Annotated in this window: 25 protein-coding genes; 4 read left to right on the top strand and 21 right to left on the bottom strand. The window is 68.8% G+C overall.

Translation table 11 applies throughout. The features are described from left to right. Positions 1–144: 144 nt before the first annotated feature. The 21 genes from nicT to CRP45_RS02540 form a co-directional block, all read right to left on the bottom strand. The gene (gene nicT, locus CRP45_RS02445) at positions 145–1278 is read right to left on the bottom strand and encodes a Nickel transporter NicT (protein WP_425436906.1); all 1134 of its coding nucleotides are present in this window, start codon (positions 1276–1278) and stop codon (positions 145–147) included. Further along, positions 1275–1985 (bottom strand): DUF6390 family protein, encoded by a 711-nt coding sequence (locus tag CRP45_RS02450; RefSeq protein WP_097244514.1) that lies wholly within the window; start codon positions 1983–1985, stop codon positions 1275–1277. Before CRP45_RS02450 ends, nicT begins: the two co-directional genes overlap by 4 nt. Before the next feature lie 88 nt (positions 1986–2073). Then, positions 2074–3150, bottom strand: a complete 1077-nt coding sequence (gene hypE, locus CRP45_RS02455; protein WP_097243595.1) for a hydrogenase expression/formation protein HypE — start codon at positions 3148–3150, stop codon at positions 2074–2076. Beyond that, complete coding sequence (gene hypD / locus CRP45_RS02460) at positions 3143–4255, bottom strand: hydrogenase formation protein HypD (protein WP_067778196.1); 1113 nt, start codon at positions 4253–4255, stop codon at positions 3143–3145. Before hypD ends, hypE begins: the two co-directional genes overlap by 8 nt. After that, the gene (locus tag CRP45_RS02465; RefSeq protein WP_067778195.1) at positions 4252–4578 is read right to left on the bottom strand and encodes a HypC/HybG/HupF family hydrogenase formation chaperone; all 327 of its coding nucleotides are present in this window, start codon (positions 4576–4578) and stop codon (positions 4252–4254) included. Before CRP45_RS02465 ends, hypD begins: the two co-directional genes overlap by 4 nt. 18 nt (positions 4579–4596) lie before the next feature. Continuing rightward, positions 4597–6915, bottom strand: coding sequence for a carbamoyltransferase HypF (gene hypF / locus CRP45_RS02470; protein ID WP_097243596.1), 2319 nt, complete (start codon positions 6913–6915; stop codon positions 4597–4599). After that, positions 6912–7154 carry a HypC/HybG/HupF family hydrogenase formation chaperone gene (locus tag CRP45_RS02475; protein ID WP_067778193.1) on the bottom strand — a complete coding sequence of 81 codons (243 nt, stop codon included), beginning with the start codon at positions 7152–7154 and terminating at the stop codon, positions 6912–6914. Before CRP45_RS02475 ends, hypF begins: the two co-directional genes overlap by 4 nt. Positions 7155–7157: 3 nt before the next feature. Beyond that, positions 7158–7676, bottom strand: coding sequence for a hydrogenase maturation protease (locus tag CRP45_RS02480; RefSeq protein WP_097243597.1), 519 nt, complete (start codon positions 7674–7676; stop codon positions 7158–7160). Continuing rightward, positions 7633–7953, bottom strand: a complete 321-nt coding sequence (locus CRP45_RS02485; RefSeq protein ID WP_179830734.1) for a hypothetical protein — start codon at positions 7951–7953, stop codon at positions 7633–7635. Before CRP45_RS02485 ends, CRP45_RS02480 begins: the two co-directional genes overlap by 44 nt. 18 nt (positions 7954–7971) lie before the next feature. After that, a complete protein-coding gene (locus tag CRP45_RS35195) occupies positions 7972–8091 on the bottom strand; it encodes a DUF6893 family small protein (RefSeq protein WP_372507991.1) in 120 nt (39 codons plus the stop codon). 13 nt (positions 8092–8104) lie between these two features. Continuing rightward, positions 8105–9457 carry a hypothetical protein gene (locus CRP45_RS02490; protein WP_097243598.1) on the bottom strand — a complete coding sequence of 451 codons (1353 nt, stop codon included), beginning with the start codon at positions 9455–9457 and terminating at the stop codon, positions 8105–8107. Further along, positions 9454–10101 carry a DUF6084 family protein gene (locus tag CRP45_RS02495; RefSeq protein WP_097243599.1) on the bottom strand — a complete coding sequence of 216 codons (648 nt, stop codon included), beginning with the start codon at positions 10099–10101 and terminating at the stop codon, positions 9454–9456. Before CRP45_RS02495 ends, CRP45_RS02490 begins: the two co-directional genes overlap by 4 nt. Then, positions 10098–10730 carry a DUF5947 family protein gene (locus tag CRP45_RS02500; protein ID WP_097243600.1) on the bottom strand — a complete coding sequence of 211 codons (633 nt, stop codon included), beginning with the start codon at positions 10728–10730 and terminating at the stop codon, positions 10098–10100. The genes CRP45_RS02495 and CRP45_RS02500 overlap by 4 nt, the downstream gene beginning before the upstream one ends. After that, entirely contained in the window at positions 10727–11656 is a 930-nt protein-coding gene (locus tag CRP45_RS02505; RefSeq protein WP_097243601.1) for a NifU family protein, read from the bottom strand. The genes CRP45_RS02500 and CRP45_RS02505 overlap by 4 nt, the downstream gene beginning before the upstream one ends. Positions 11657–11659: 3 nt before the next feature. After that, entirely contained in the window at positions 11660–13456 is a 1797-nt protein-coding gene (locus CRP45_RS02510) for a nickel-dependent hydrogenase large subunit (RefSeq protein ID WP_097243602.1), read from the bottom strand. Positions 13457–13466: 10 nt separating this feature from the next. After that, on the bottom strand, positions 13467–14522 hold the full coding sequence (locus CRP45_RS02515) for an NADH-quinone oxidoreductase subunit B family protein (protein ID WP_067778185.1): 1056 nt from the start codon (positions 14520–14522) through the stop codon (positions 13467–13469). 84 nt (positions 14523–14606) lie between these two features. Continuing rightward, complete coding sequence (gene hypB / locus CRP45_RS02520; RefSeq protein ID WP_097243603.1) at positions 14607–15476, bottom strand: hydrogenase nickel incorporation protein HypB; 870 nt, start codon at positions 15474–15476, stop codon at positions 14607–14609. Next, positions 15437–15808 (bottom strand): hydrogenase maturation nickel metallochaperone HypA/HybF, encoded by a 372-nt coding sequence (locus tag CRP45_RS02525; protein ID WP_067778183.1) that lies wholly within the window; start codon positions 15806–15808, stop codon positions 15437–15439. The genes hypB and CRP45_RS02525 overlap by 40 nt, the downstream gene beginning before the upstream one ends. Before the next feature lie 135 nt (positions 15809–15943). Continuing rightward, entirely contained in the window at positions 15944–17431 is a 1488-nt protein-coding gene (locus CRP45_RS02530; RefSeq protein ID WP_097243604.1) for a sulfatase family protein, read from the bottom strand. A 142-nt stretch (positions 17432–17573) separates the two neighbouring features. Next, positions 17574–18047, bottom strand: coding sequence for an SRPBCC family protein (locus tag CRP45_RS02535; RefSeq protein WP_097243605.1), 474 nt, complete (start codon positions 18045–18047; stop codon positions 17574–17576). A gap of 28 nt (positions 18048–18075) precedes the next feature. Continuing rightward, positions 18076–18714, bottom strand: a complete 639-nt coding sequence (locus tag CRP45_RS02540; protein ID WP_097243606.1) for a TetR/AcrR family transcriptional regulator — start codon at positions 18712–18714, stop codon at positions 18076–18078. Positions 18715–18868: 154 nt separating this feature from the next. Here CRP45_RS02540 and CRP45_RS02545 point away from each other — a divergent pair, with 154 nt between their 5' ends. From CRP45_RS02545 to CRP45_RS33630, 4 genes are all read left to right on the top strand, one after another. After that, entirely contained in the window at positions 18869–19525 is a 657-nt protein-coding gene (locus CRP45_RS02545; protein ID WP_097243607.1) for an SRPBCC family protein, read from the top strand. Between the two features lie 281 nt (positions 19526–19806). Further along, a complete protein-coding gene (locus CRP45_RS02550; RefSeq protein ID WP_143861308.1) occupies positions 19807–20430 on the top strand; it encodes a hypothetical protein in 624 nt (207 codons plus the stop codon). A gap of 298 nt (positions 20431–20728) precedes the next feature. After that, positions 20729–20971: an FDXHR family putative zinc-binding protein gene (locus tag CRP45_RS33105; RefSeq protein WP_143861309.1), complete on the top strand. Its 243-nt coding sequence runs from the start codon at positions 20729–20731 to the stop codon at positions 20969–20971. Between the two features lie 234 nt (positions 20972–21205). Continuing rightward, positions 21206–21367: a hypothetical protein gene (locus tag CRP45_RS33630; RefSeq protein WP_179830735.1), complete on the top strand. Its 162-nt coding sequence runs from the start codon at positions 21206–21208 to the stop codon at positions 21365–21367. The last annotated feature ends 439 nt before the right edge of the window (positions 21368–21806 follow it).

A 21806-nucleotide genomic window follows, 5' to 3' on the forward strand; every position in this document is an offset into this window, starting at 1 on the left:
TCGGGCGGGAACCCTCGAACCCTCCCGTGCAGGCGCGACCCGACCGCCGTCGCCGAGCCCACCGAGCGGAGTAACGCACGCACTGCCGCCCGGTGGGCTTCGGCATGAAATCGGTCTCGTTCGCGGTACGCGGCGAGGTCGGTGTCATCGCGCCGGCGGCGACGGCGGCCGGTGCGCGACGGAAGGTCGACGGGTCCAGCGCTGCTCGACGCGGCCGTAGCGCCACACCAGCAGCGCCACCACCCAGGTGGCGACGAACAGCCCGACGATGACATAGCCCAGCACGTTCAAGTCCAGACCGCCGACCCAGTCCCAGAATCCGCCGGACAAGCGCAGCTGCTCGGCGAGCAGGCCGAGCAGTTCCACGGTGCCGATGAGCAGGGCCACCGTGATCGACAGCGCCGTGACGGTGATGTTGTAGTAGACCTTGCGGACGGGGTGGGCGAAGGCCCATCCGTAGGCGAAGTTCATGAAGGTCCCGTCGATGGTGTCCAGCAGGCTCATGCCCGCGGCGAACAGGACGGGCAGGCACAGAATCGCGTACCAGGGCAGTCCCGCGGCCGCGCTGGTTCCGGCGAGCACGAGCAACGCGACCTCGGTCGCCGTGTCGAACCCGAGGCCGAAGAGCAGACCCACCGGGTACATGTGCCACGGTTTGGTGACCGCCCGCATCACCGGTCCCAGCAGGCGATTGACGAATCCCCTTCTGGCGAGCTGGTCTTCGAGATCCGCCTCGGCGTAGTCGCCGGCCCGCATGCGCCGCAGGACGCGGAGGATGCCGATCAACACGAGGATGTTGAGCAGTGCGATGAGGTAGAGGAACGCGCCCGAGACCGTGGTGCCGAACAGCCCGGTGTAGTGCTGGAGGCTGGAGGATTCGTCCTCGACGGGTCCGGCGATCGACCTGATCCCGATCGAGAGCAGGAAGGCGAGTCCGAAGACGATCGTCGAATGCCCCAGGGAGAAGAAGAATCCGACCGAGAGCGGGCGCTGCCCGTCGCTCATCAGCTTGCGGGTGGTGTTGTCGATCGCGGCGATGTGGTCGGCGTCGAAGGCGTGCCGCAGACCGAGCGTGTAGGCGGTCAGGCCGACACCGATCCCGAGCGTCTGCGCGCCGATGTCGAGGTCGCGCGGCACCACGAACACGATCAGGGTGATCCAGCCGACCAGGTGCAAGGCCGCGATAACCGCGAACATGCCTGCGGCGCCGAGCCATTCGGTGCGGGTCAGCGAGTGGCGAACGGCCTCGAGGCGGGATCGTCCGGTGGAAACGGTCACGTCCGCGACAGCCTGTCGTTGGTGACGCGCAACTGGCGGTCCGTGCTGTCGGCGAGGTCGTGGACCTGCTCCGGCTCCAGCCGTCCGCAGAGCCGATCCCAGTGCAGCGCGACGAGATCGGGTTCGCGCACGTCCGGTACGGGGGAGTAGCCGTCGACCGACACCGCGACTCGCCGGGCCCGCGGAGCGGACAACGCGAGTCGACGCCCGTCCCACTCCAGGCGGCGGCTCGACACCGTGACGTGGTCGGCGGTCCGGGTAAGGACCGTCCCCCAAGTGATGCGGCAGTTGTCGAGCACACGCAACGGATGCTCGTCGTTGCCCCGTCCGAGCAATCTGCTCCACGGGTAGACGCCGAAGACGTGGAAGCAGTGGTTGGCGGCGGCTTCGGGAGCGAGTTCCGGGGTCAGATGCGCCCAGTAGTGACCGGCGACCGGACCGATGACAGCCAAGAGTTCCGCCATGAACTCCGCCGGATCCAGTCGCGCACCGAGTCCTCCTCCGAGCCAATACGATTCGACGAGCCGCCGGTCCAGCGGGTCGTCGATGCCGGTCAGCCGCGCCATGACCCGCAGGTAGGGCCAGGCGCCGGAGAATCGGGGCGCCATCGCCCTGACCTCCGCCGCGGGCAGGTCGGCCATCGACCCGCCGGCGGCGGGTCCGCAGTAGCCGAGTGCGTTGGGCGCGTGGGCGTAGCGGGCGAACATCTCGGTTCCGTCGAAGCCCCCCACGTCCGGTCCGGTGGCCGCGCCACCTCCTCTCGCCGCCCCGGCGGAAGCCGAATCACCGCCCATGTCAACAGATTCGCGGCAGTTGTTCGCCCGCGGGCAGGTCGACCACACGATTGCCGCCCAGCGCCGTGCGGGCGACCACCATGCCGGGATGCTCGTCGACGCAGACGCCGATCGCCTCGGCGCGCCCGCCGAGCGGATGCTCGCGCATGGCCGCGAGGACCTTGTCGGCGTCCTCCTGCGCGACGAAGGCGACCAGCTTGCCCTCGTTCGCGACGTACAGCGGATCCAGGCCGAGCAGTCCGCACGCGTCGCGAACCTGCGAGGACACCGGGATCTTCCGTTCGTCCAGCGACACACCGACTTTCGCCACGCCAGCGATCTCGTTCAGTGTCGCGGCCACCCCGCCGCGCGTCGGATCCCGCAGGACGTGCACGTCGGCGCCGGTGGCCAGCATCGCGGCGACCAGACCGTGCAGCGGCGCGGTGTCGCTGCACACCGTGGTGCCGAACTCCAAGCCCTCGCGACAGCTCAGCACCGCGACACCGTGCAGGCCGATCTCCCCGCTGACCACGACCACGTCACCGGGCCGCGCGCGCTGCGGGCGGATGTCGACGCCGTCGTCGATCAGCCCGATCCCCGCGGTGTTGACGTAGACGCCGTCGCCGTGACCGGCGTCGACGACCTTGGTGTCACCGGTGACCAGCTTGACCTCCGCCCCGAGGGCGGCGGTGCCCATGGCCGCTGCGATGCGCGCGATGTCGGCGAGCGCGGTGCCCTCCTCCAGGATGAAGGCGGTCGACAGCACCATGGGACGCGCGCCGGACATCGCGAGATCGTTGACGGTGCCGTTGACGGCGAGCTCCCCGATCGAACCGCCGGGGAACTCCATCGGCTTCACCACGAACGAATCGGTGGTGAACGCCAGCCGGGCGCCGCCGAGGCTGACCACCGCCGAATCGCCGAATCCCGCTTCGGCGGCCGATCCGAACGCGGGCAGGAAGAGATGCTCGATCAGCTCGCCCGACATCGCACCGCCGCCGCCGTGCCCCATGACGATGTTCGGCGAATCCCGCAGCGGCATCGGGCAGACCCAGCTGCCCATGTCGACGGGTGCGGGCGACCCGGTCTCGTCAAGCATGAGCGACCTCCGCAGGCAGGTCGAGCCGCCGGTACAGGTAGTAGGCGGCGCACGCGCCCTCGGAGGAGACCATGGTGGCGCCCAAGGGATTCCGTGGTGTGCACTGCTTGCCGAAGGCCGCGCACTCGTGCGGCTTGATCAGGCCTTGCAGCACCTCGCCGGAACGGCAGATCGACGATTCCTCGGTGTGCAGCTCGTCGACGGCGAACCGCTGCTCGGCGTCGTAGTCGCGGTAGCGCTCCGAGAGCCGCCAGCCGCTGCGCGGAATGACGCCGATACCGCGCCAAGCCCGGTCGGTGACCTCGAAGACATCCTCGAGCATGGCCTTGGCGGCCGGGTTGCCCGCCGCGGCGACCGCGCGCGGGTAGGCGTTCTCCACCTCGTGCCGTCCCGCCTCCAACTGGACCACCGTCCGGCGGATGCCCTCCAGGATGTCGAGCGGCTCGAAGCCGGTGACCACCACCGGAACCCGGTACTTCTCGGCCAGCGGCGGGTACTCGCCGGTGCCCATCACGGTGCACACGTGCCCGGCCGCGAGGAAGCCCTGCACCCGGCAGTCGGGGGACTCCATGATCGCGGCGATGGCAGGCGGCACCAGCACGTGCGAGACGAGCAGCGAGAAGTTCCGCACGCCGAGCCGTTTGGCCTGGTACACGGTCATCGCGTTGGCGGGCGCGGTGGTCTCGAAGCCGATGCCGAAGAACACCACCTGCCGGTCGGGGTTCGCGCGCGCCAGCTCGAGCGCGTCGAGCGGTGAGTAGACCACCCGCACGTCGCCGCCCTCGCTCTTGACGCGGAACAGATCCTTGTTGCTGCCTGGCACCCGCAGCATGTCGCCGAACGAGCAGAAGATCACTCCGGGCCGGGCGGCGATCTCGAGCGCCTTGTCGATCACCTCGAGCGGCGTGACGCAGACCGGGCAGCCCGGGCCGTGGATCATCTCGATCTGGTCGGGCAGCAGTTGGTCGATGCCGTGCCTGATGATCGAATGGGTCTGGCCGCCACAGACTTCCATGATCGACCACCGTCTGCTCGTCGCGCCGCGGATCCGGTCGAGCAGGCCCTTGGCCAGCTGTGGATCACTGAATTCGTCGAGATACTTCACGACGTCACCTCCGGATCGTCTGGCTGCTCGGTTGTCTCGGGGTTGTCGAGTCCGGCCTGTTTCGCGGCGATGGCGAAACCGTCGCCGAACTCTTCGTTGAGCACACCGAGGCGTTCGAACTCGGCCAGGGTCTGTAGCGCGGACTGCTCGTCCAAGCGCTGAATCGCGAATCCGACGTGGACGACGACATAGTCGCCGACCGCCGCGTCGGGGATGTATTGCAGGCACACATCCTTGTGCACGCCGCCGAAGTCGACGGTCGACATCAGCGTGCCGTCGCGCTCGTGCAGGCTGAGCACCTTTCCTGGTACTGCCAGGCACATCGTCGCTTCTCCTTCCGCTCATCCCGCTCCGATGGCGAGTAGCTGGCCGAACGCGAGGCCGCCGTCGTTCGGTGGCAGCCTGCGATGGCAGAGGACTTCGAAGCCCTTCTCCTGTAACAGTTTTCGAGTGGCCGAGAGCAGCAGGGCGTTCTGGAACACCCCGCCGGACAGTGCGACGGGCGTCGACGACGCCCCGTATCCCACGGCGAGGTCGAGGATCAGGCGCGCGACCGCCGCGTGGAAGCGCGCGCCGACGACCTCGGGCGCGACACCGGCCCGCACGTCGGCGACGACCGCGGCGATCACCGGGGCGGGATCGATCGCGCCCGCGCCGCGACCGCGCGGGTCGTCCTTCGCCGGGATGGCGAACTCGTAACCGCGCGCGCCCGGATCCGCGCCGCGAGCGAGTCCCTCGAGTTCGATCGCCGCCTGGGCCTCGTAATCCACCTCGTGGCGCACCCCGGCCAGCGACGAGACCGCGTCGAAGAGTCTGCCCATGCTCGAGGTCGGGACGCAGCCGAAGCCGGTATCCAGCTGGTGCGCCAGAACTGTGCGTTCCCCGGCCGGGCACGCACGCACCGCGGGGATGTCCTCGGTCCAGTCGATTCCGGCGGCGCGCAGGTGCGCGAGCGCCATGCGGTACGGCCGTCGCACGCTCAGGTCGCCACCGGCGAGGGGTACGTAGCGCAGATGCGCGAGCCGCCGGTAGCCCTTGTATCCGGCGGCGAGCACCTCGGCGCCCCAGATCGCCCCGTCGGGACCGAAACCGGTTCCGTCGAAGGCGATTCCGAGCACGGTCGCGGCCGGGTCGAGGCCGTGCTCACCCATCACCGCCGCGATATGGGCGTGATGGTGCTGCACCGTCCGCATCGGGCGCTCGCCCGCGTGTTGTTCGGCCCACGCGGTGGACCGGTAGCGGGGGTGCGCGTCGGCGGCCAACTGGATCGGCCGCACGGCGGTGAGCTCCTCGAGATGGCGCTCGGCCTCGGTGAACGCGCGCAGCGTCGCCAGGTCGTCCATATCGCCGATGTGCTGGCTCAACCACGCGTAGCGACCGTCGGCCACCGCGCAGGTGTTCTTCAGATCCGCGCCGACCGCCAGCGTCGGCGGCATCGGCGTCGGCAGGGCAAGAGGCATCGGCGCGTACCCGCGGGAGCGGCGTACCGGCAGTTCGACGCCGTCGACCAGCCGGACCACCGAATCGTCGCAGGGCACAACGATGCGCCGGTTGTGCGTGAGCCACGCGTCGGCGAGGCCCGCCAGGCGCTCGCGCGCGTCGGCGTCGTCGTAGCAGATCGGCTCGCCGCCGAGGTTTCCCGAGGTCATCACCAGTGCCCGCGGTCCTGGCGGGTCGCCGGGCAGCCCGAACAGCAGCAGATGCACCGGCGAGTAGGCGATCATCACGCCGAGATCGGGATTGCGCGGCGCCACCGAGCGTGCCGGGGCCGGAAAGTTCTCGGCGGCAGTCGATTCGGGCCCCGCGCGGCGCGGCAGCAATACGATCGGCCGGGCGGGGCCGGTCAGCAATTCGGCGGCGGTCGCGTCGACCTCTACGATCGCACGCGCGCTCGCCAGGTCCGGCACCATGAGCGCGAACGGCTTGTCGCCGCGCCGTTTCCGGCGACGCAGCTCGGCGACGGCGGCCTCGTTCGCCGCGTCGCAGGCCAGATGGTATCCACCGATGCCCTTGACGGCGAGAATTCCGCCGTCCCGCAACAACTCTCGGGACGCCGCGATCGGGTCTCCCGATCCGGGACCGGTGTAGCCGAGCGTGGGACCGCAGGCGGGGCAGGCGATCGGCTGCGCGTGGAAGCGGCGATCGGCGGGGTCGGCGTACTCGCGCGCGCACGCCGCGCACATGGGGAACTCGGCCATCGAGGTCCGGTCCCGGTCGTACGGCAGGCTCGCGATGATGGTGAATCGCGGGCCGCAGTTGGTGCAGTTCACGAAGGGGTGCCGGTAGCGGCGATCGGCCGGATCGCGCAGTTCGGCGGCGCACTCGGCGCAGATCGCCACGTCCGGCGAGGCCAGCGTGCGTCCCGCGCCGCCGCGGGTGGTGTCGGCGATGTGGAACCCGGTGCCGCCGCGCACCGGAATCTCGGTCGTCTCGACGGATTCGACGACGGCGAGCGGCGGCGGCGTGCGGCGGACGCGGCGCTCGAACTCGTCCAGATCCCTTGCGGCGCCCTCGATCTCGACGATCACACCGGAGCTGTCGTTGGACACGCGACCGGCCAGCGACAGTTCGGCGGCGGTGGTGTAGACGAACGGCCGGAAGCCGACACCCTGCACCACGCCGCGGACCAGGATCCGCCGCCGGGTTCGCGGCGCGGTCACGGTTCCTCCCCGCGCCCCAGCAGCCGCAGCCCCGCGAGCGCCTCGGCCGCCCCCGCCTCGTCGGTCCGCTCGACCGCGAAGCCCATGTGGATGATGACCCACTCGCCGGGGCGGACCGGACCGTCGTCGAGCATGCCGATGTTCACCTTCCGCGTCTCACCCGAGACGTCGACCAAGGCGACCTGATCGTGGTAGCCCTCGGCCATCCGCACGACCCGGCCCGGAATCCCGAGGCACATCGTTCACACCTCCTGTCGGCTGAGCAGGTCCGCCAACACCGACTCGACCGCGTCCGCGGCGGGCGCGACGGCCGCCTCGACGGGCTCGGTGAGGCCGATTCCCTCGGCGACCGAGACGACCTGACAGCCGACGATCACCGTCGGCGGCACCGTGCCGCCCAGCGTCCGCACCATCGCGAACACGGCCTCGGGATCCATGGCGTGGGCGTCGAGCCGCGCGCCGGAGTGCTCGCCGTGTTCGGCGCGGAACACCTCGACCCGGCCGGGAGCGCCCCGGTCGGGCAGCGCGTCCACGAGCACCAGCGCGTCCCAGTCGTCCAGCAGGTCGTAGGCGAGGTGCATGCCCCGAATTCCGTAGTCGGCGACACGCACGTCCGCCGCGGTGGGGGCGGCCAGCCGCCGCACCACCGCCGGGCCGAATCCGTCGTCGCCGAGGAAGATGTTCCCGATCCCGGCGACCAGCACCTTCGTCGTCGTCTCACTCCTTCTCGGTCGGCGTCGGCGTCGTCGCGCCGCCGACATCGGCGCCTTCCACCTCGCCCGCGGCCGTCTCGCCCGGCCGGTTCGCGGTGTCCTTGCGCTCGTCGTAGGGCGGGACGGCGGGCTCGGCGTCCGAGCCCGGCTTCGTCGTGAATTCGGTGTCGCGCTCGGGGCGCTCGCCTTCGGCCGAGGTCGTCTCCTCGTGCCCGATGTCGCCGGGTTCGCGGTCCGTCGGCCCGCCCGCGACCGTGTCCGAACCGGTGTCGCGCGAGCCAGGCGCTCCGCGTGCCGACTGCGGCTCTTCTTTCCTGTCACCCATGACTTGTCCTCGCCTTCGCTACATGTTGCGGATTCGGAAATAGCGTCGGATGTCCGGTATCGACCGCAGTCCGATGACGGCCAACACACCTCCGATCGCCGCGGTGACAGCGATCGCGACGACTCCTACCCTGTCCATGCCGACCCTCCTTTCATTCGTCTCGGTCTTGCTCGGACGGCCCGTCGATCGGCTCGATCTCGTCGGGCGCGAAGTAGAGGTAGCGGCCGTACCACTCGTGCAGGTCGGCGGCCGGGTCGTTCTCGACGACGACTCCGACGTGCACGTCGCCGTCGACGTCCTCGTGCACCGACACCACCCGCGCGAGCTCGCCGTCGTAGAACAGATCGTGGGCGTCGGCGCGCCGCGACGGGCGCAGCCGCACCCTGCTGCCTCGGCTGACCAGCACGCCCGCGACGACGACCGCGTCGGAATCGGGACGGACCGCGTTGTCGGCCAACGGGTCCCACCAGTCGACGCCGTCCGGTACCTCGGGCAGCACGCGCGGCGGGTTCGCTGATTCGCGCAGCACGCCGTGCAGCCGGTCCAGTTGGTCGGCCGTGGTGGCGTCGCAGCGGTCGACGATCCGCGCCGCGAGCGGATCCGTGGCGCGGGCCTGCGCCTTCTCCTCGTCGGTCATGCTCATCACCCGCAGGGTCAGGATCTCGTCGATCTCGGTCGCGTCGAACAACGGACCCTCGCTCTGTTCGGCGATCTCCGGGTGGTCGTAGAGGATGATCGGCGAGATCAGCAGCAGACCGTGGTCGCCGGGCGGCCCGGCGAGGACCGGGAAGCAGCGGTGCTGGTCGCACTGTTCGACCGCGGCGGCCGCTTCGGGCGGCGGCTCCAGCAGCGACACGAACTCGCCGTCGTCGAGCTCGGCGATCACGTGCGTGCCGAGCAGCGAGTGCGCGAGTGCGTCGTCCGAGTTCGACTGGGCGGCAGCGGTATTGCGCACTTCGATGGTCACGCGGTGACAACCCGCCTGCTCGTCGACCGATACCTCGACCCGGCCGCCGAGCGGCTGCCGGGTACGCACGATCCGTCCCGCGACGGCGCCCGCGGCGTCGTGCACGTCCTCGGTATCGACGCCGCCGGGAACGGACACATCGAACGCGGTGTCCGCCAGCGGCATCGGCCCGCGCTCGATCTCGTGCTCGACCGCCTCGTCCCAGCTGATCAAGGCCCGGCCGCCGACGTCGAGCTCGGCCACCGGGGTTCCGTTGGGATCTTCGACGGTGCGCCGCTGCAATTGCAGGAACCGGACGGTCAGGACGAGCGCGGGGTCACCGTCCGAGGTGACCGGAAATTGCGCGCGCAGCATCGAATCCTCACCGAGACCGGCCCGCGCGGCGCCCTCGGGACCGAGGACGCCGAATTGCCAGCGGCACTGGTTCTTTCGCGCGTTCGCCCGGTACGGATACAGCAGATAGCCCTCGTACAGGACGGCGTCGGCAACCGCACGAGCCCTGGCGCGCGCGGACCGGACCGAACGACCGGTGCTCATGTCGGCTCCTGCGCCGAGGCGAGCAGCTTGGTCACCGCGTCGTCGTAGCCGAGCAGCCCGCGCTCGTGCTTGTAGGCCGACAGGGCGTCGAGCGTCTCACGGGACAGCCGGACCCAGCCGGAATTGGGGAAGTGGGCGGCCATCAGGTCGTGCCACACCGAGACCGGCATGTCGAACTTGTCCTCGCGGTCCCACGGCACCTGTTGCACCGCGAAACCGCCCGCGCCCCTGATGAATACGGTGCCGCTGAACAGGAACAGCAACGGCACCGTGCCCTCGCGCAGCGCGTGCAGGTACTTCGACCCCGCGACCTCGAAGTCGTAGGTGCACGGCAGCGGAAGATCCACCTCCGCGCCGCCGGTGAACCCGGGAATCGTTGTCGCGCAGTGCATCCAGAGGAACGATCGTTGCGTGTCGTGCCATCGTTCCCGCGCGCCGAAGAGGTCGGTGAGCCCCGCCGCCTCCTCGTCGGTGTAGGAACGGCGGCGCGGTTCGATCCTGACCTGGGCGCGCAGCGCGATGGCGTGCACCGGCTCCTCGTGCAGCGCCGCGACGCCGACGCGGGCCGACAGCGTCGGCGTCGCCGAGTACGGCTCGGGCCGGATGTCCAGGACGGCGAAGGTGATCGAGTAGGCGGGGCTCATCGCGCGCCCCTCTCGGTGCGCGCTCGCGCCGACATGGTGTCGAAGAATTCCTCGATGTAGTCGTGGGCCTCCTGGCCGCCGTCGAACCCGCGCCACAGCAGCCGCATCCGGCCGACGAACTCGTAGCAGGCGTCGATGGGCAACAGCAGACAGGCGGCGGGCCTGCCGCGATGCGGCATGCGGATCAGCAACGCCTCGACGTCGTCGGCCGCGACATCGATCTCCGGATGCCGGTCCAAGATCGCGCGCCAGCGCGGCAACGGCAGTTCGGACTCGGTCGCGCCCGCCGGGCTCGGATAGAACGCGACGGTGCGCCCGAGCACCGAATTGCGGAAGAAGAAGGCCAAGCCGACCGGGATCTCGAGCGCGTCCCACTCGTCCTGATCGATGACCACATCCGGGAACGACCGATAGCGATCCGGCACCGCGCGGTACCGCAACGCGGCGGTCTGGTCGGTGAACAGCAGATAGCAGCCGCGGCAGACGCACATGAGCTGTCTGCCTTCGACATTCACCACGTGCTGGTGGGCTTCGCCGATCGGGTCCGCGCACATCTCGCAGCGCTCGCCCGCCGGGGCGGGCGGTCGCGGCGCGGTCAGGCGGCGCAGCACGCCGAACGCCGAAGTCATCCGGCCACCTCCGCGGGAACCGCCACCGACAGCTCACCCGAGCGAACCAGTACCGGCAGCGGTTCGAGGTGTCCGTCGCCGTCGACCCGCGCACCGGCGTGTACCGCGTCGAAATGCGCGCCGCACGACGGGCAGCGCAGCACGGCGTCGCCCACCGGGAAGCCGAGGCGGCGATGCAGGACCGCGCCAGCCATCGAACGGCCGCAGGCGCCACACCGGTCGCGGTAGACGAACAGTTCGTCGCCGACCCGGCAGGCAAGCACCGGCACACCGGCCACCGCGAACCCACCGACTTCACCGGCCCCGATGGCCGCGAGTTCGGGGACGGCGATCCAGCTGCCCGCGTGCGAACCTGCCGCGTGCACGCGCGCGAACAACGACTCCGCCGCGATCACGCCCGAGCCCGACTCCGGTTCGGCCGCGACCACCTCGATCGCCTCGATCTCGGGCGCCGCGGCGCGCACCGCGTCCTCCACGGCCAGTTCCAGCGTCACCGACGACGACGGGCAGGTGCGGCAACTGCCCGCCAGCTCGAGCCGCACGATCCCGTCCTCGATCTCGATCAGCTCGACGTCGCCGCCGTGCGAACCGAGGTAGGGCCGCACGCTGTCGAGCGCGGTGCGCACCCGCGTCACCACGTCGTGCGGGTGCAACCCGTGCACGAGCAGCAGACTCGCGATCAGGTCGTCACCGGCCAGACGTTCGAGCGTGGTGTCGTCGAGCATGCCGACGATGCGCTCGAGGCCCGCGCCGTACAGATCGGCGACCTCGCGAACCAATTCCTCGGCACGCTCCCTGGCCGCGGCGCCGCCCACCGAACTCGATTCGAGCAGCGTTTCGATGCGTTCGCCCGCGCCGCGCCAGCGATCGTCGTCGACTACGGCCTCGTCGTGTCCGTTTCCCCTCTCCCGCCGCGGGTTCGCCATCCGCTACTCCGGCGTCAGCGTCTGGGCGGGGGAGTGCACCTTCTCCAGCGTCTTGCCTTTGCCGAGATACATGTGCACGCCGCACGGCAAGCACGGATCGAAGCTGCGCACCGTGCGCATGATGTCGATGCCCTTGAAGTTCTCCCGGTTGTTCTCCTCGAAGATCGCCTGGCCCTGCACCGCGTCCTCGTAGGGGCCCGGTGTGCCGAAGCTGTCGCGCGGGCTGGCGTTCCACGGCGTCGGCGGATACGGGTGGTAGTTGGCGATCTTGCCGTCCCTGATCACCATGTGATGGGACAGGACACCGCGCACGGCCTCGGTGAAGCCGCACCCGATGCTCTCCTCGGGCACCTCGAACGGCTCCCAGGTCTTGGTGTGCCCGGCCCTGATCTCCTCGATGGCCTTCTCGGCGAAGTGCAGGGCGCAGGCCGCCGCGTAGGCCTGGAAGTAGGTGCGGGCGCGGTCGCGTTCGATGGTGTTGCTGCCGACGGACGGAATCTTCCATTCCAGCTCGACCGGCCCCTTCAGGGCGGTCTTCGGCAGGTTGATCTGCACGCTGTGCCCGGTCGACTTCACGTAGCCGATGTCGACGAGCCCGGCCAGCGCCGTGGACCACAGCCGCGCCAGCGGTCCGCCGCCGGTGTCGAGCGCCAGGTGGTCCGTGCCGTCGAACCAGCGCGGCGACATCACCCAGCTGTACTTGTCCTCCAGGTCGCGTTTCTGCGGCTTGGGGTTGGTGTGCTGGTTCCACGGGTGGCGCCGATCCACCGGATTGCCGAGCGGGTCGGTCTTCACGAACGTCTCCTGGTCGGTCCAGTCGTCGTAATACGAACTGCCCAACAGGATTCGGATGCCGAGGTTGATGTCGACCAGGCTGGTCGTGAGCAGCTTCCCGTCCACGATCACGCCGGGGGTCACGAACATCTTGCGACCCCAGTCCTCCATGTCCTTGTAGGAGAAGTTGCAGAACTCGGGATCCTGGAACGAACCCCAGCAGCCGAGCAGCGTGCGGCGCAGACCGACCTTGTCGTAGCCGGGCAGCGCCTCGTAGAAGAAGTCGAACAGATCGTCGTGCATCGGCACGGCCTTCTTCATGAACTCCACGTACCGCATCAGCCGCGTCATGTAGTCGGTCATCAGCTGGATGGTGGCGACCGTGCCGACGCCGCCGGGATACAGCGTCGACGGGTGCACATGCCTGCCCTCCATGAGGCAGAACATCTCGCGCGTGTAGCGGCTGACCTGCAACGCCTCGCGATAGAACTCGCCGCTGAACGGGTTCAGCGCGCGCATGATGTCGGCGATCGTCCGGTAGCCGTGCGCGTCCGCGTGCGGTGCCTCGGTGCGCTCGGCGCGGGCCAGGACGCCGGGATTGGTCTCGGAGACCATCTTCTCGCAGAAGTCGACGCCGACCAGGTTCTCCTGGAAGATGTTGTGGTCGAACATGTATTCGGCCGCTTCGCCGAGGTTGACCAGCCACTCGCCCAGGTGCGGCGGCTGCACGCCGTAGGCCATGTTCTGGCAGTAGCACGAACAGGTGGCGTGGTTGTCGCCGCAGATGCCGCAGATCCGGCTGGTGATGAAGTGCGCGTCGCGCGGATCCTTGCCCTTCATGAAGATGGAGTAGCCGCGGAAGATCGACGACGTGCTGTGGCACTCCACGACCTGCTGGTTCTCGAAATCGATCTTGGTGTAGATACCCAAGCTGCCGACGATCCGGGTGATCGGATCCCACGCCATCTCCACGAGGGCGTTCGGATCGACCTTTCGGTGCGACGGCTCCGGAATGATCTGAGTCATCGAAGTCCTCCTACCAGGTGCGCGTCGCGCCGGTTTCCAGCTTCTCGCCGCGGTGTCGCCAGCGCGGTTCCTTGTCCACGGTGCGGCCGGTGACCGAGCGCAGGCTGCGGATCACCGACCCGTACAGTCCGGAGGCCGCCGAGGAGAGCTTGCCGCCTGGCGGCTCGTCCATGAACGGCATGAACTTGTCCGGGAAACCGGGCATGGTGCAGCCGATGCAGATGCCGCCGACATTGGGGCAGCCGCCGACGCCGTTGATCCAACCGCGCTTGGGCACATTGCATTTCACGACCGGACCCCAGCAGCCGAGCTTCACGATGCACTTCGGCGAGCCGTACTCGGTCGCGAAGTCGCCCTGCTCGTAGTACCCGGCGCGATCGCATCCCTCGTGGACGGTCGCGGCGAACAGCCACTTGGGCCGCAGCGCGTCGTCGAGCGGGATCATCGGCGCCTGGCCGGTGGCCATGTAGAGCAGGTAGGTCAGGGTCTCGGAGAGGTTGTCCGGGTGAATCGGGCAGCCCGGCACGCAGACGATGGGGATATCCGCCTTGCTCCGCCACTCCCAGCCGAGGTAGTCCGGCACGCCCATCGCCCCGGTCGGGTTTCCTGCCATGGCGTGGATGCCGCCGTAGGTGGCGCAGGTACCTGCGGCCACGATGGCGGTGGCCTTCGGGGCGAGGCGATCCAGCCACTCACTGGTCGTCATCGGCTGGCCGGTCTCGGGGTTGTTGCCGAACCCGCACCAGTAGCCCTCGGTTTTGAGCTGCTCGTTGGGAATCGATCCCTCGACAACGAGGACGAACGGTTCGAGTTCGCCGCGGTCGGCGCGGAAGAACCATTCCAGGAAATCGTCGGCCCCACCGTTGGGACCGCATTCGAAATCGATCAGCGGCCAATGGACGGCAACCTTGGGGAGACCGGGTAGCGAACCCAGGGCGATCTCCTCGATGCTGGGCTGGGAGGCGGCAGTCAGCGCCACCGAGTCACCGTCACAACTGAGGCCGGCGTTGATCCAGAGAACGTGGATCAGCGTGTCTTCGGCTTTGACTGCTTCCTTAGTCGGCATGAGATGCCACCTTTCGAAGCTGGAGCGCCGCACAGGTTTCCGATTCGAGAAAACCGTCCGGAATGTGACACTCGTCACGTCAGTCTAGGCGGGGGCGGAAGCTTCCTCAAGGGAGGCCGATGGCGGCGACATCTGCCCGGAAAGCCATGTGTACCAGTTCGGCAAGCCCTCGCCGGTGATCGCGGAGACCGGCATGATCGGTACCCCGGGATTGATCGAGTGCGCGTACTCGGCGCACCGGTCGAGATCGAAATCGACGTACGGAATCAGATCGATTTTGTTGACTATCACCAATCCGGCCGCGGCGAACATGTGCGGATATTTCAGCGGTTTGTCCGTGCCCTCGGTCACCGAGAACACCACGACCTTGGCGAGCTCGCCCAAATCGAACAGCGCGGGGCAGACCAAATTGCCGACATTCTCGATGAACAGCAGCGTGCCCGGCGCAGGATCGAGCTCGTCCAGAGCGTGTCGCATCATTTCGGCATCCAGGTGGCAACCGGCGCCGGTATTGACCTGGACCACTCGGCACCCCGTCGCCTTGATGCGTTGGGCGTCGATCAAGGTCTCCTGATCGCCCTCGACCACCGCCACCGGTCGATCGCTGAGATCGCGGATGGTCCGCTCGAGCAGCGTCGTCTTACCTGCTCCCGGCGAGCTGGTGACGTTGAGTGCCACGATGCCGCCGCGCCGCAGCCGTTCCCTGTTGTGCTGGGCCAGCCGATCGTTCTTGGCCAGCACTTTCTGCTCCAAGGTCACGGTTTCGGTGATCGGCACGTGGACGTGATCCGCGTGCTCGTGGCCGTGCGCGTCGTCGTGTTCGTGGCCGTGGTGGTGGCCGTGCGCGTGCTGGTGATCGGGGTCGTGCCGGTGGTCGGGGTCGTGCTCGTGCGGGTGGTCGCGCAGGACCGTGATCATGGCTGTCGAATCGCCGCATCCGCAGGTCGCGCACATGATTCGCTCACTTCCATCGTCCGGATTCGAAGCTCCCGCCCGGACCTGATCTCGACGTCCGCGCTACCGCACGGACACAGCGGAATCAGATCGACGAGGGCGAACTCGGCGCCGCAGGACCGGCAGAGCGCGGCGCCTGGCACGGTCTGCACGACCAGCTCGGCACCGTCCGCCACCGTCCCCTCGGTCGCCAGCTCGAAGCAGAACCGCATCGCCTCGGGCACAATCGCGCACAGCGCGCCGACCTCCACGGTGACGCTGTGCACCCGCCGTCCCGCCGCATGCTCACACACGGCGTCGACGACACTTCGAGTTATCGCCATTTCGTGCATCGTGGCCTCGGCTTTTGGGATATGACCCCTATCGAGGCTACTCCGCGGCACATCGGGCGGCGCGATAACGGAGAATCCGTCCGCCGACCGGCGGTGGGGTTCGCCCGGTCGGCGAGATCGTCGGGTGAGCCGCCCTCACAACTCCTGGGCGATCAGCGAATCCACCAGGTCGTTCAGCTCCGCGACGAGGTTCGGTGCGCCGCCCGCGTTGGCGAGGTTGCGCAGCTCGAGCGGATCTTCCTGGCGGTCGTAGAGCTCGTACTCGAACTCCGAGCGCGGGCCGGACAGCTTCTCCGGTGTGGCGTATCGGGCGAAGCTGTAGCGCGGGGTGATCGCACCGCGCAGGCAGTAGCCGACGTCGGGCAGCAGGCCGCCGCTGGACTTGGCGTCGGAGGTCAGCAGCAGGGCCTCCCGCACCGTTCGGCCGGGATCGGTCAGCAGCGGTGTCAGGTCGCGGCCCGCGACCGGCCCCGGCGTGGCTCCGGCCAGCGCGGCGAGCGTGGGCACCAGGTCCACGTGCGAGGTCAGGCCGGTGGCGGTCGTCCCGTGGGTGCCGGGGTTGCGCGGGTCGGCGATGACCAGCGGGACCCTGTTGTTCTCGCGATAGATCATCGCGCCCTTCTGCCGAAGCCCGTGCGCGCCACCGAGTTCCCCGTGGTCGGCGACCCGGACCACGACGGTGTCGGCGGCGGCGCCGCTGTCGTCGAGAGCGCCGAGCACGCGGTCGATCAATTCGTCTGTGCGGCGCAACAATTCGAGATACCAGTTGCCCCACTGTCGCCACTGCCGTTGGGCGAGCGGGGAGGTGACCTCCTCCGGCATGACGCCACCGACGAGGGAATTCGCTGTGCGCCAAGCGGTTTGCACACGCGGTTTGGTCGACAGATCGGATTCGAAATTCGCCGGTACCGCCGCGCCGTAGTCGGGGACGTCTTCGAGCCGGTAGAAGCGCGGGCAGAACATCATGTCGTGCGGGTTGACCATGCTCACCACGCACAGCCACGGCTCGGGGGTGCCCGCGCGTCCGCGCAACCAGTCCACCGCCTGGTCCACGACCCCGGGATCCTCGTGCGTTCCCTCGTTCGGTCCGCCGCCGGACAGGATGTCGAGCGCCTCGTCGAATCCGTACTGCGACAACGCCGTCGGCTCGGGGCCGACCGGATCGGACAGATGCCATTTGCCGATGTAGGCGGTGCGGTATCCGGCGCCGCGCAAGACCGTGCCGAGCGTGGGGATGGTGGCGTCGAGATTCGGGCTGAACGCCTCCATCGCGCCGAGCAGCGCGCCCATGGGCTCGCTGCCGCGGACATTGTCGAGCATGCCGGTGACGGGCGCCTGCCGACCGGTGAAGAACGTCGACCTGGCGGGCGAGCACGGCGCGGTCGGGGTGTGGTGCATCGCGAAACGTACTCCGGCGGCGGCTATTCGGTCGCGTGCGGGCAGGCTGAATCCCGGCGGCAACGCGACGTCCGCGCGTTCCTGGTCGGTCATGACGACCAGGATGTTCGGCCGACGCGATGCGGGTGCTGCCGCCGCGCGCGGGACGGGCGCGGCCGCCAGCACCGGCGCCGCGGCCATCATGGCCAGCACCTCGCGGCGGCCGACCATCGTTCGTTGGGGCATGTGAGACACAACCTTTCGCCGACTACCCACCTAACTGACGATATACTCACTTACGAATGAATGGTCAGTCAAGGGCTCGGCGAATCGGCGGGCCGTCCTGAAGGCAGCGGTTCTCTGCCCTCCGAACGAAGGTGAGCTTTCGCTATCGAGCGGAATTCGCTTGCCGCTCCGCCAATTCGGCGAGACGTTCGATAGACGCGGACAGCTTGTCCGCGGTGGTGGCACGGGCGCGCACCAGCCGCTTCTCGTCGGTCAGCGCGGTCCAGTCGTAGGTGTGCGTCACCAGCGTGCGACCCTCGCCCACCCGCTCCAGCTCCCAGCGCCACAGGTGACCGGGCGGCTGCTTGCCCGGCTCCGACGGTCGCCACGCGATGCGGGCGCCCTCGGCGAACTCGACGACATGGTTGTCGCGCACGGCGCCGTTCGTGAGCGTCATGCTGAAGACGTCGCCCACGCCGCGCACCCGCTGTCCGGTCGGCGCCTCGGCGAGGTTGTCGTTGCCGTCCCACCGCGGCTGCTGCGTGGGATCGGCGATGAGCTCGAAGATGTCTGCGGAGTCCGCCGCGATCTCACGACTGGCGCTGACGAGGCGGATTTCATCGGTCTGCTCGGTCACGTGCGGTATCGAACCATCTCGGGTCGCGTCAGGCCAGGAGGGTGTTCACTTCGTCGGCGTACAGGAGGGCGGGGTCGAACTCCATTCCGGTGAAGTGCCCGGCGAGTTCGAGGGAGAGGACGCCGTGGAGCCGGGTCCAGAAGGAGACGGCGCGATGGAGGGTGGCGGCGGGCACCGAATGGTCTTCGGCCCATCGGCGGTGGTCGTCGAGGTGGGCGTCGAACGGTGTGGTCGGGTCGCCGGTGGGCAGCGCGGCGAAAGCCTCGATGAGCACCGACATGATTTCGGAGGAGATCGCGGTGGTGTCGTCGGGGGCGTGGTAGCCGGGGACGGGTGTGCCGTAGAGGAGGAAGTAGCGCTGCGGGTCGGCCAAGGCCCATTCCCGCACGGTGCCGGCCAGTCCGGCGACGTCGGCGCCGGAGTCGAACGCCGCCCGCATCGCGTCGGCGAGGCTTCGATAGGCATCGCGGATCAGTTCGGTGATCAGCTCGTCGCGGCTGGCGAAGTACCGATACAGCGCGGGACCGCTCATGCCGACGTGTTTGGCGATCGCGTTGAGCGACAGCGCGGACACGCTCGCCGTGGCGATCTGCTGCCACGCGTGCTGCTTGATCTCCTCGCGCACCTGGGTCCGGTAGCGCTCGCGCGAACTCGCTCCGGCGACCATCGACCACCACCTCCTCATCGGCTCCGCTACGCAACAGTTAGACCTTATCACTTTTCCTATTGACTCTTACGGGTGAGCGGTTATAGCTTCTAACTAAATCGAGTCTCTCTAACTCGATGGTTGTCGGCTCCGAACTCTGAACGAGGAGAACCTCATGTCCACCACCCCGCGTACCTCTCGTCGCCCCGCCCGCATCCTCGTCCCGCTGGCCGCGGCACTCGCGCTGACCACCGCCACCGCATGCGGCGCCGAGGACGACGAAACAGGCCGAGCGGCAACGACTACCCCCAACACGCACCCCGCTCCGCTGACCTGCGGCGGGGCCGGTATCGACGGCGATGCGCGGATCCGGTACCGGACGGAGACCTTGATCGATGCGCCGTTGCGCACCATCTGGGAGCTGCAGACAGACGTGGAACGCTGGCCCTCCTGGCAGCAGCCCGTCACGAGCATGAAGCTCCTGGATCAGGGACCGCTGCGGGAAGGTTCGCGTTTCCAGTGGACGACCCCAGCCCCCGCGACCGCGACGACCCCGGCCACCACCCTGGTCATCACTTCGAGCGTCCACCAACTGCAACCCGATACGTGCGTTCGCTGGAGCGGCCCCGGTATCGGCGACGGACTGCGCATCGACAACGGCGTCCACGTCTGGACCTTCACCGAGGTCGACGGTGGTGTCCTGGTGCGCACCGAGGAGAACTGGACCGGCGCGCAGGTCGAAGCCGACGTGCCCACCTCCACCGCTTTTCTCGGAGCGGGCCTCGAAGCCTGGTTGCGCGATCTGAAGGCCGCCGCCGAAGCCGCGTCCTGACCGGACGCCGCGTGCTACTCCTTCGTCGCGGTGGCGGGCCAGCCGATGCCGGGCCTGCCGTGCGTCGCGCCGACCGCGTCGACGGCGCCGCCGCGGAAAATGTCGGCGAGACACGCGCCCGGATCAGCCGTTGCCGTTGCCGCAGGTGAGAAGGTCGCAGGGTGATCACGACTACTGACCGCGTCATCGACCGCTGTGTGACCGTGAATCGTCCCCACGAGCCCGCCACCGTGGGATCGGGGTGGACGTCGACGAGCGATGACCGAGCCGGAGATTTCGGCGTGCATCACCGACCGGCGACCCGCCCCTGCCCGGAGCAACGCCGTCTGCTCGAGGCCATCCGCGTGGCGGCAGGCCACCTCGCATCGGCTCCCGGCTACACCGACGAGGAACGCCGCCGCGCGCAGGCGCTGCTTGCCGACGCCGTCGCGCACTCGCGGAGCGCGGCCGAAATCTTCGACATCGACCCGACTCTCACCGACGAGTCGAGTCTGACCGGCCACCACGTGGACCTGCTGATCGAGCTGCTGGGCCAGCTCCCCGCGAAGCTGGACGCCGCGTGCCCCGAACCGAGCGACCCGCGCCGCACCCACGGTGCCGCCGCGCTCGCCCAGCAGTGGGCCGAAGCAATCGCGCTGGCCAGCGCGATCCGGGCTCGGGTGAGCCAGATGCTGCAGGAGCTGCCGCGCCCGGACTGGAACAGCCCCGACGGCCAGCACCGAATCTCTCGGCAGCGCTTGGCGCGCAACGTGGCGCTGATCGCCGAGGCGGTCGAACTGTTGCGAGCCGCGGTCGGCGACGCCGTCGCGGTCGACGTGCCGCACCCGCAGGCCCGCGCTATCGGCCGGCTCGTCGACACCTTGGACACGCTGGTCGAGGACCTGCGGGCAGAGAACCCGCACTGACAGGAGACCTCGCCGCGGCCGACGGCACTTCCGCGCTGTCGGTCGTCACCCTGCTCGAACCAACGCCGGACACGGTGCGCGGGACGCGGTTCCGCGCCGGGCCGACCCCTCGCGACATCGGGCATACACTGTTCGTCGCGCTCGCGATCGGTGGTGCTCACCGCGCAAGCACATCGAGTTCGAACCGGGAAAACCGCCGCTACGGCGATCGAGTATGAAGGTGTGACGCAGCACGGTGCGGGTACGACCGAGGTGTCGGTGGCGGACCGCGCGTGTTTGCGCGAGCAGGTGAGTGATCATGAAGACGAAATCGCCGGAGACGGTGAAATGCCGGGGATGTCAGGCCTGGTGGCCGTTGAGCGCCCACAATGTGTGCCATTGTTCGCAATGCCATCAGACGTTCACCGGTGAAAAGGCCGCGAACCTGCATTTGGTGGTCGACTATCGCCACAAACCGCACGTCACCTGTCGGACACCGGCCAGCGTCGGCCTCATCGACGCGTGCCGCGAATACCCGTGCTGGGGACTACCGCAGAATTAGCGTTGCGCGCCAACAGGTTCGGCGATCGTCATTCGCTTGCGCGGTGCCGTGCGTGGACTCTCGGCCCACGACCGTGAACGAGGTTGTCTGCGAACCGGATTCACACAAACATTTCGTGACACTTTGGTATCTCCACGAGCCGGTCGCAGAAGGCTACCGGCGGGTAACGAAGCGTGGTCTGATGGGCCGGTCTCGAACACGGGACGCAGTGAATGCACAACCAGAGGATGATGTATGACCTCCAAAATTGTTCGCCCCCTTGCCATTGCCGCCTTGGTGCTGACCGCCGGCTCCCTGACCGCCGGCACCGCTACCGCCGCCACCCCGGTGTCGGGCTCGGTGGAAGTGTGCACCGGTATCCCGGTCGGTCCGGTCGAGCTGAGCCTCTGCCTGTAACCGTTCGCCTCGGCCCGCGGCCGTCGCGAGATCATCCGTGGTGAACGCCGGCCCGAAACCGTCGGCGCCGCAGGGCATCGGGACGCGTCTTCGCCCGGGGCTGCACGACCCCGGGCGAAGACGCGCGCCCGCGATCCGGCGAGCCCGATCCCCGCGGATCCTTGGACCAACTCGTGCTCGGCGGCCCCGCCCCCGCGCAGTGATCGTCGGTTTCGTAATGGGCTAGCTGGATCGCCGCCAGGTCGGCTCGCCGCAAGTCGGGGCGGGTCGATGACCTGAATATCGCCCCTCGGGTTGTTTACTTGGCGGGATGTTCACGCACGGACCCTGTCGAATACGCGAACGGGGCCGTGGATACGGCAATGCCGAGCCGGGGTCGGTTTTTGGATCGCGATGGCGTTGCCGGTGTGGAGGTTTGGCCGGAATCGACTGTGAGGAG

It is taken from the genome of Nocardia amikacinitolerans (genome assembly GCF_900215415.1).
Classification (GTDB): Bacteria; Actinomycetota; Actinomycetes; order Mycobacteriales; family Mycobacteriaceae; genus Nocardia; species Nocardia amikacinitolerans.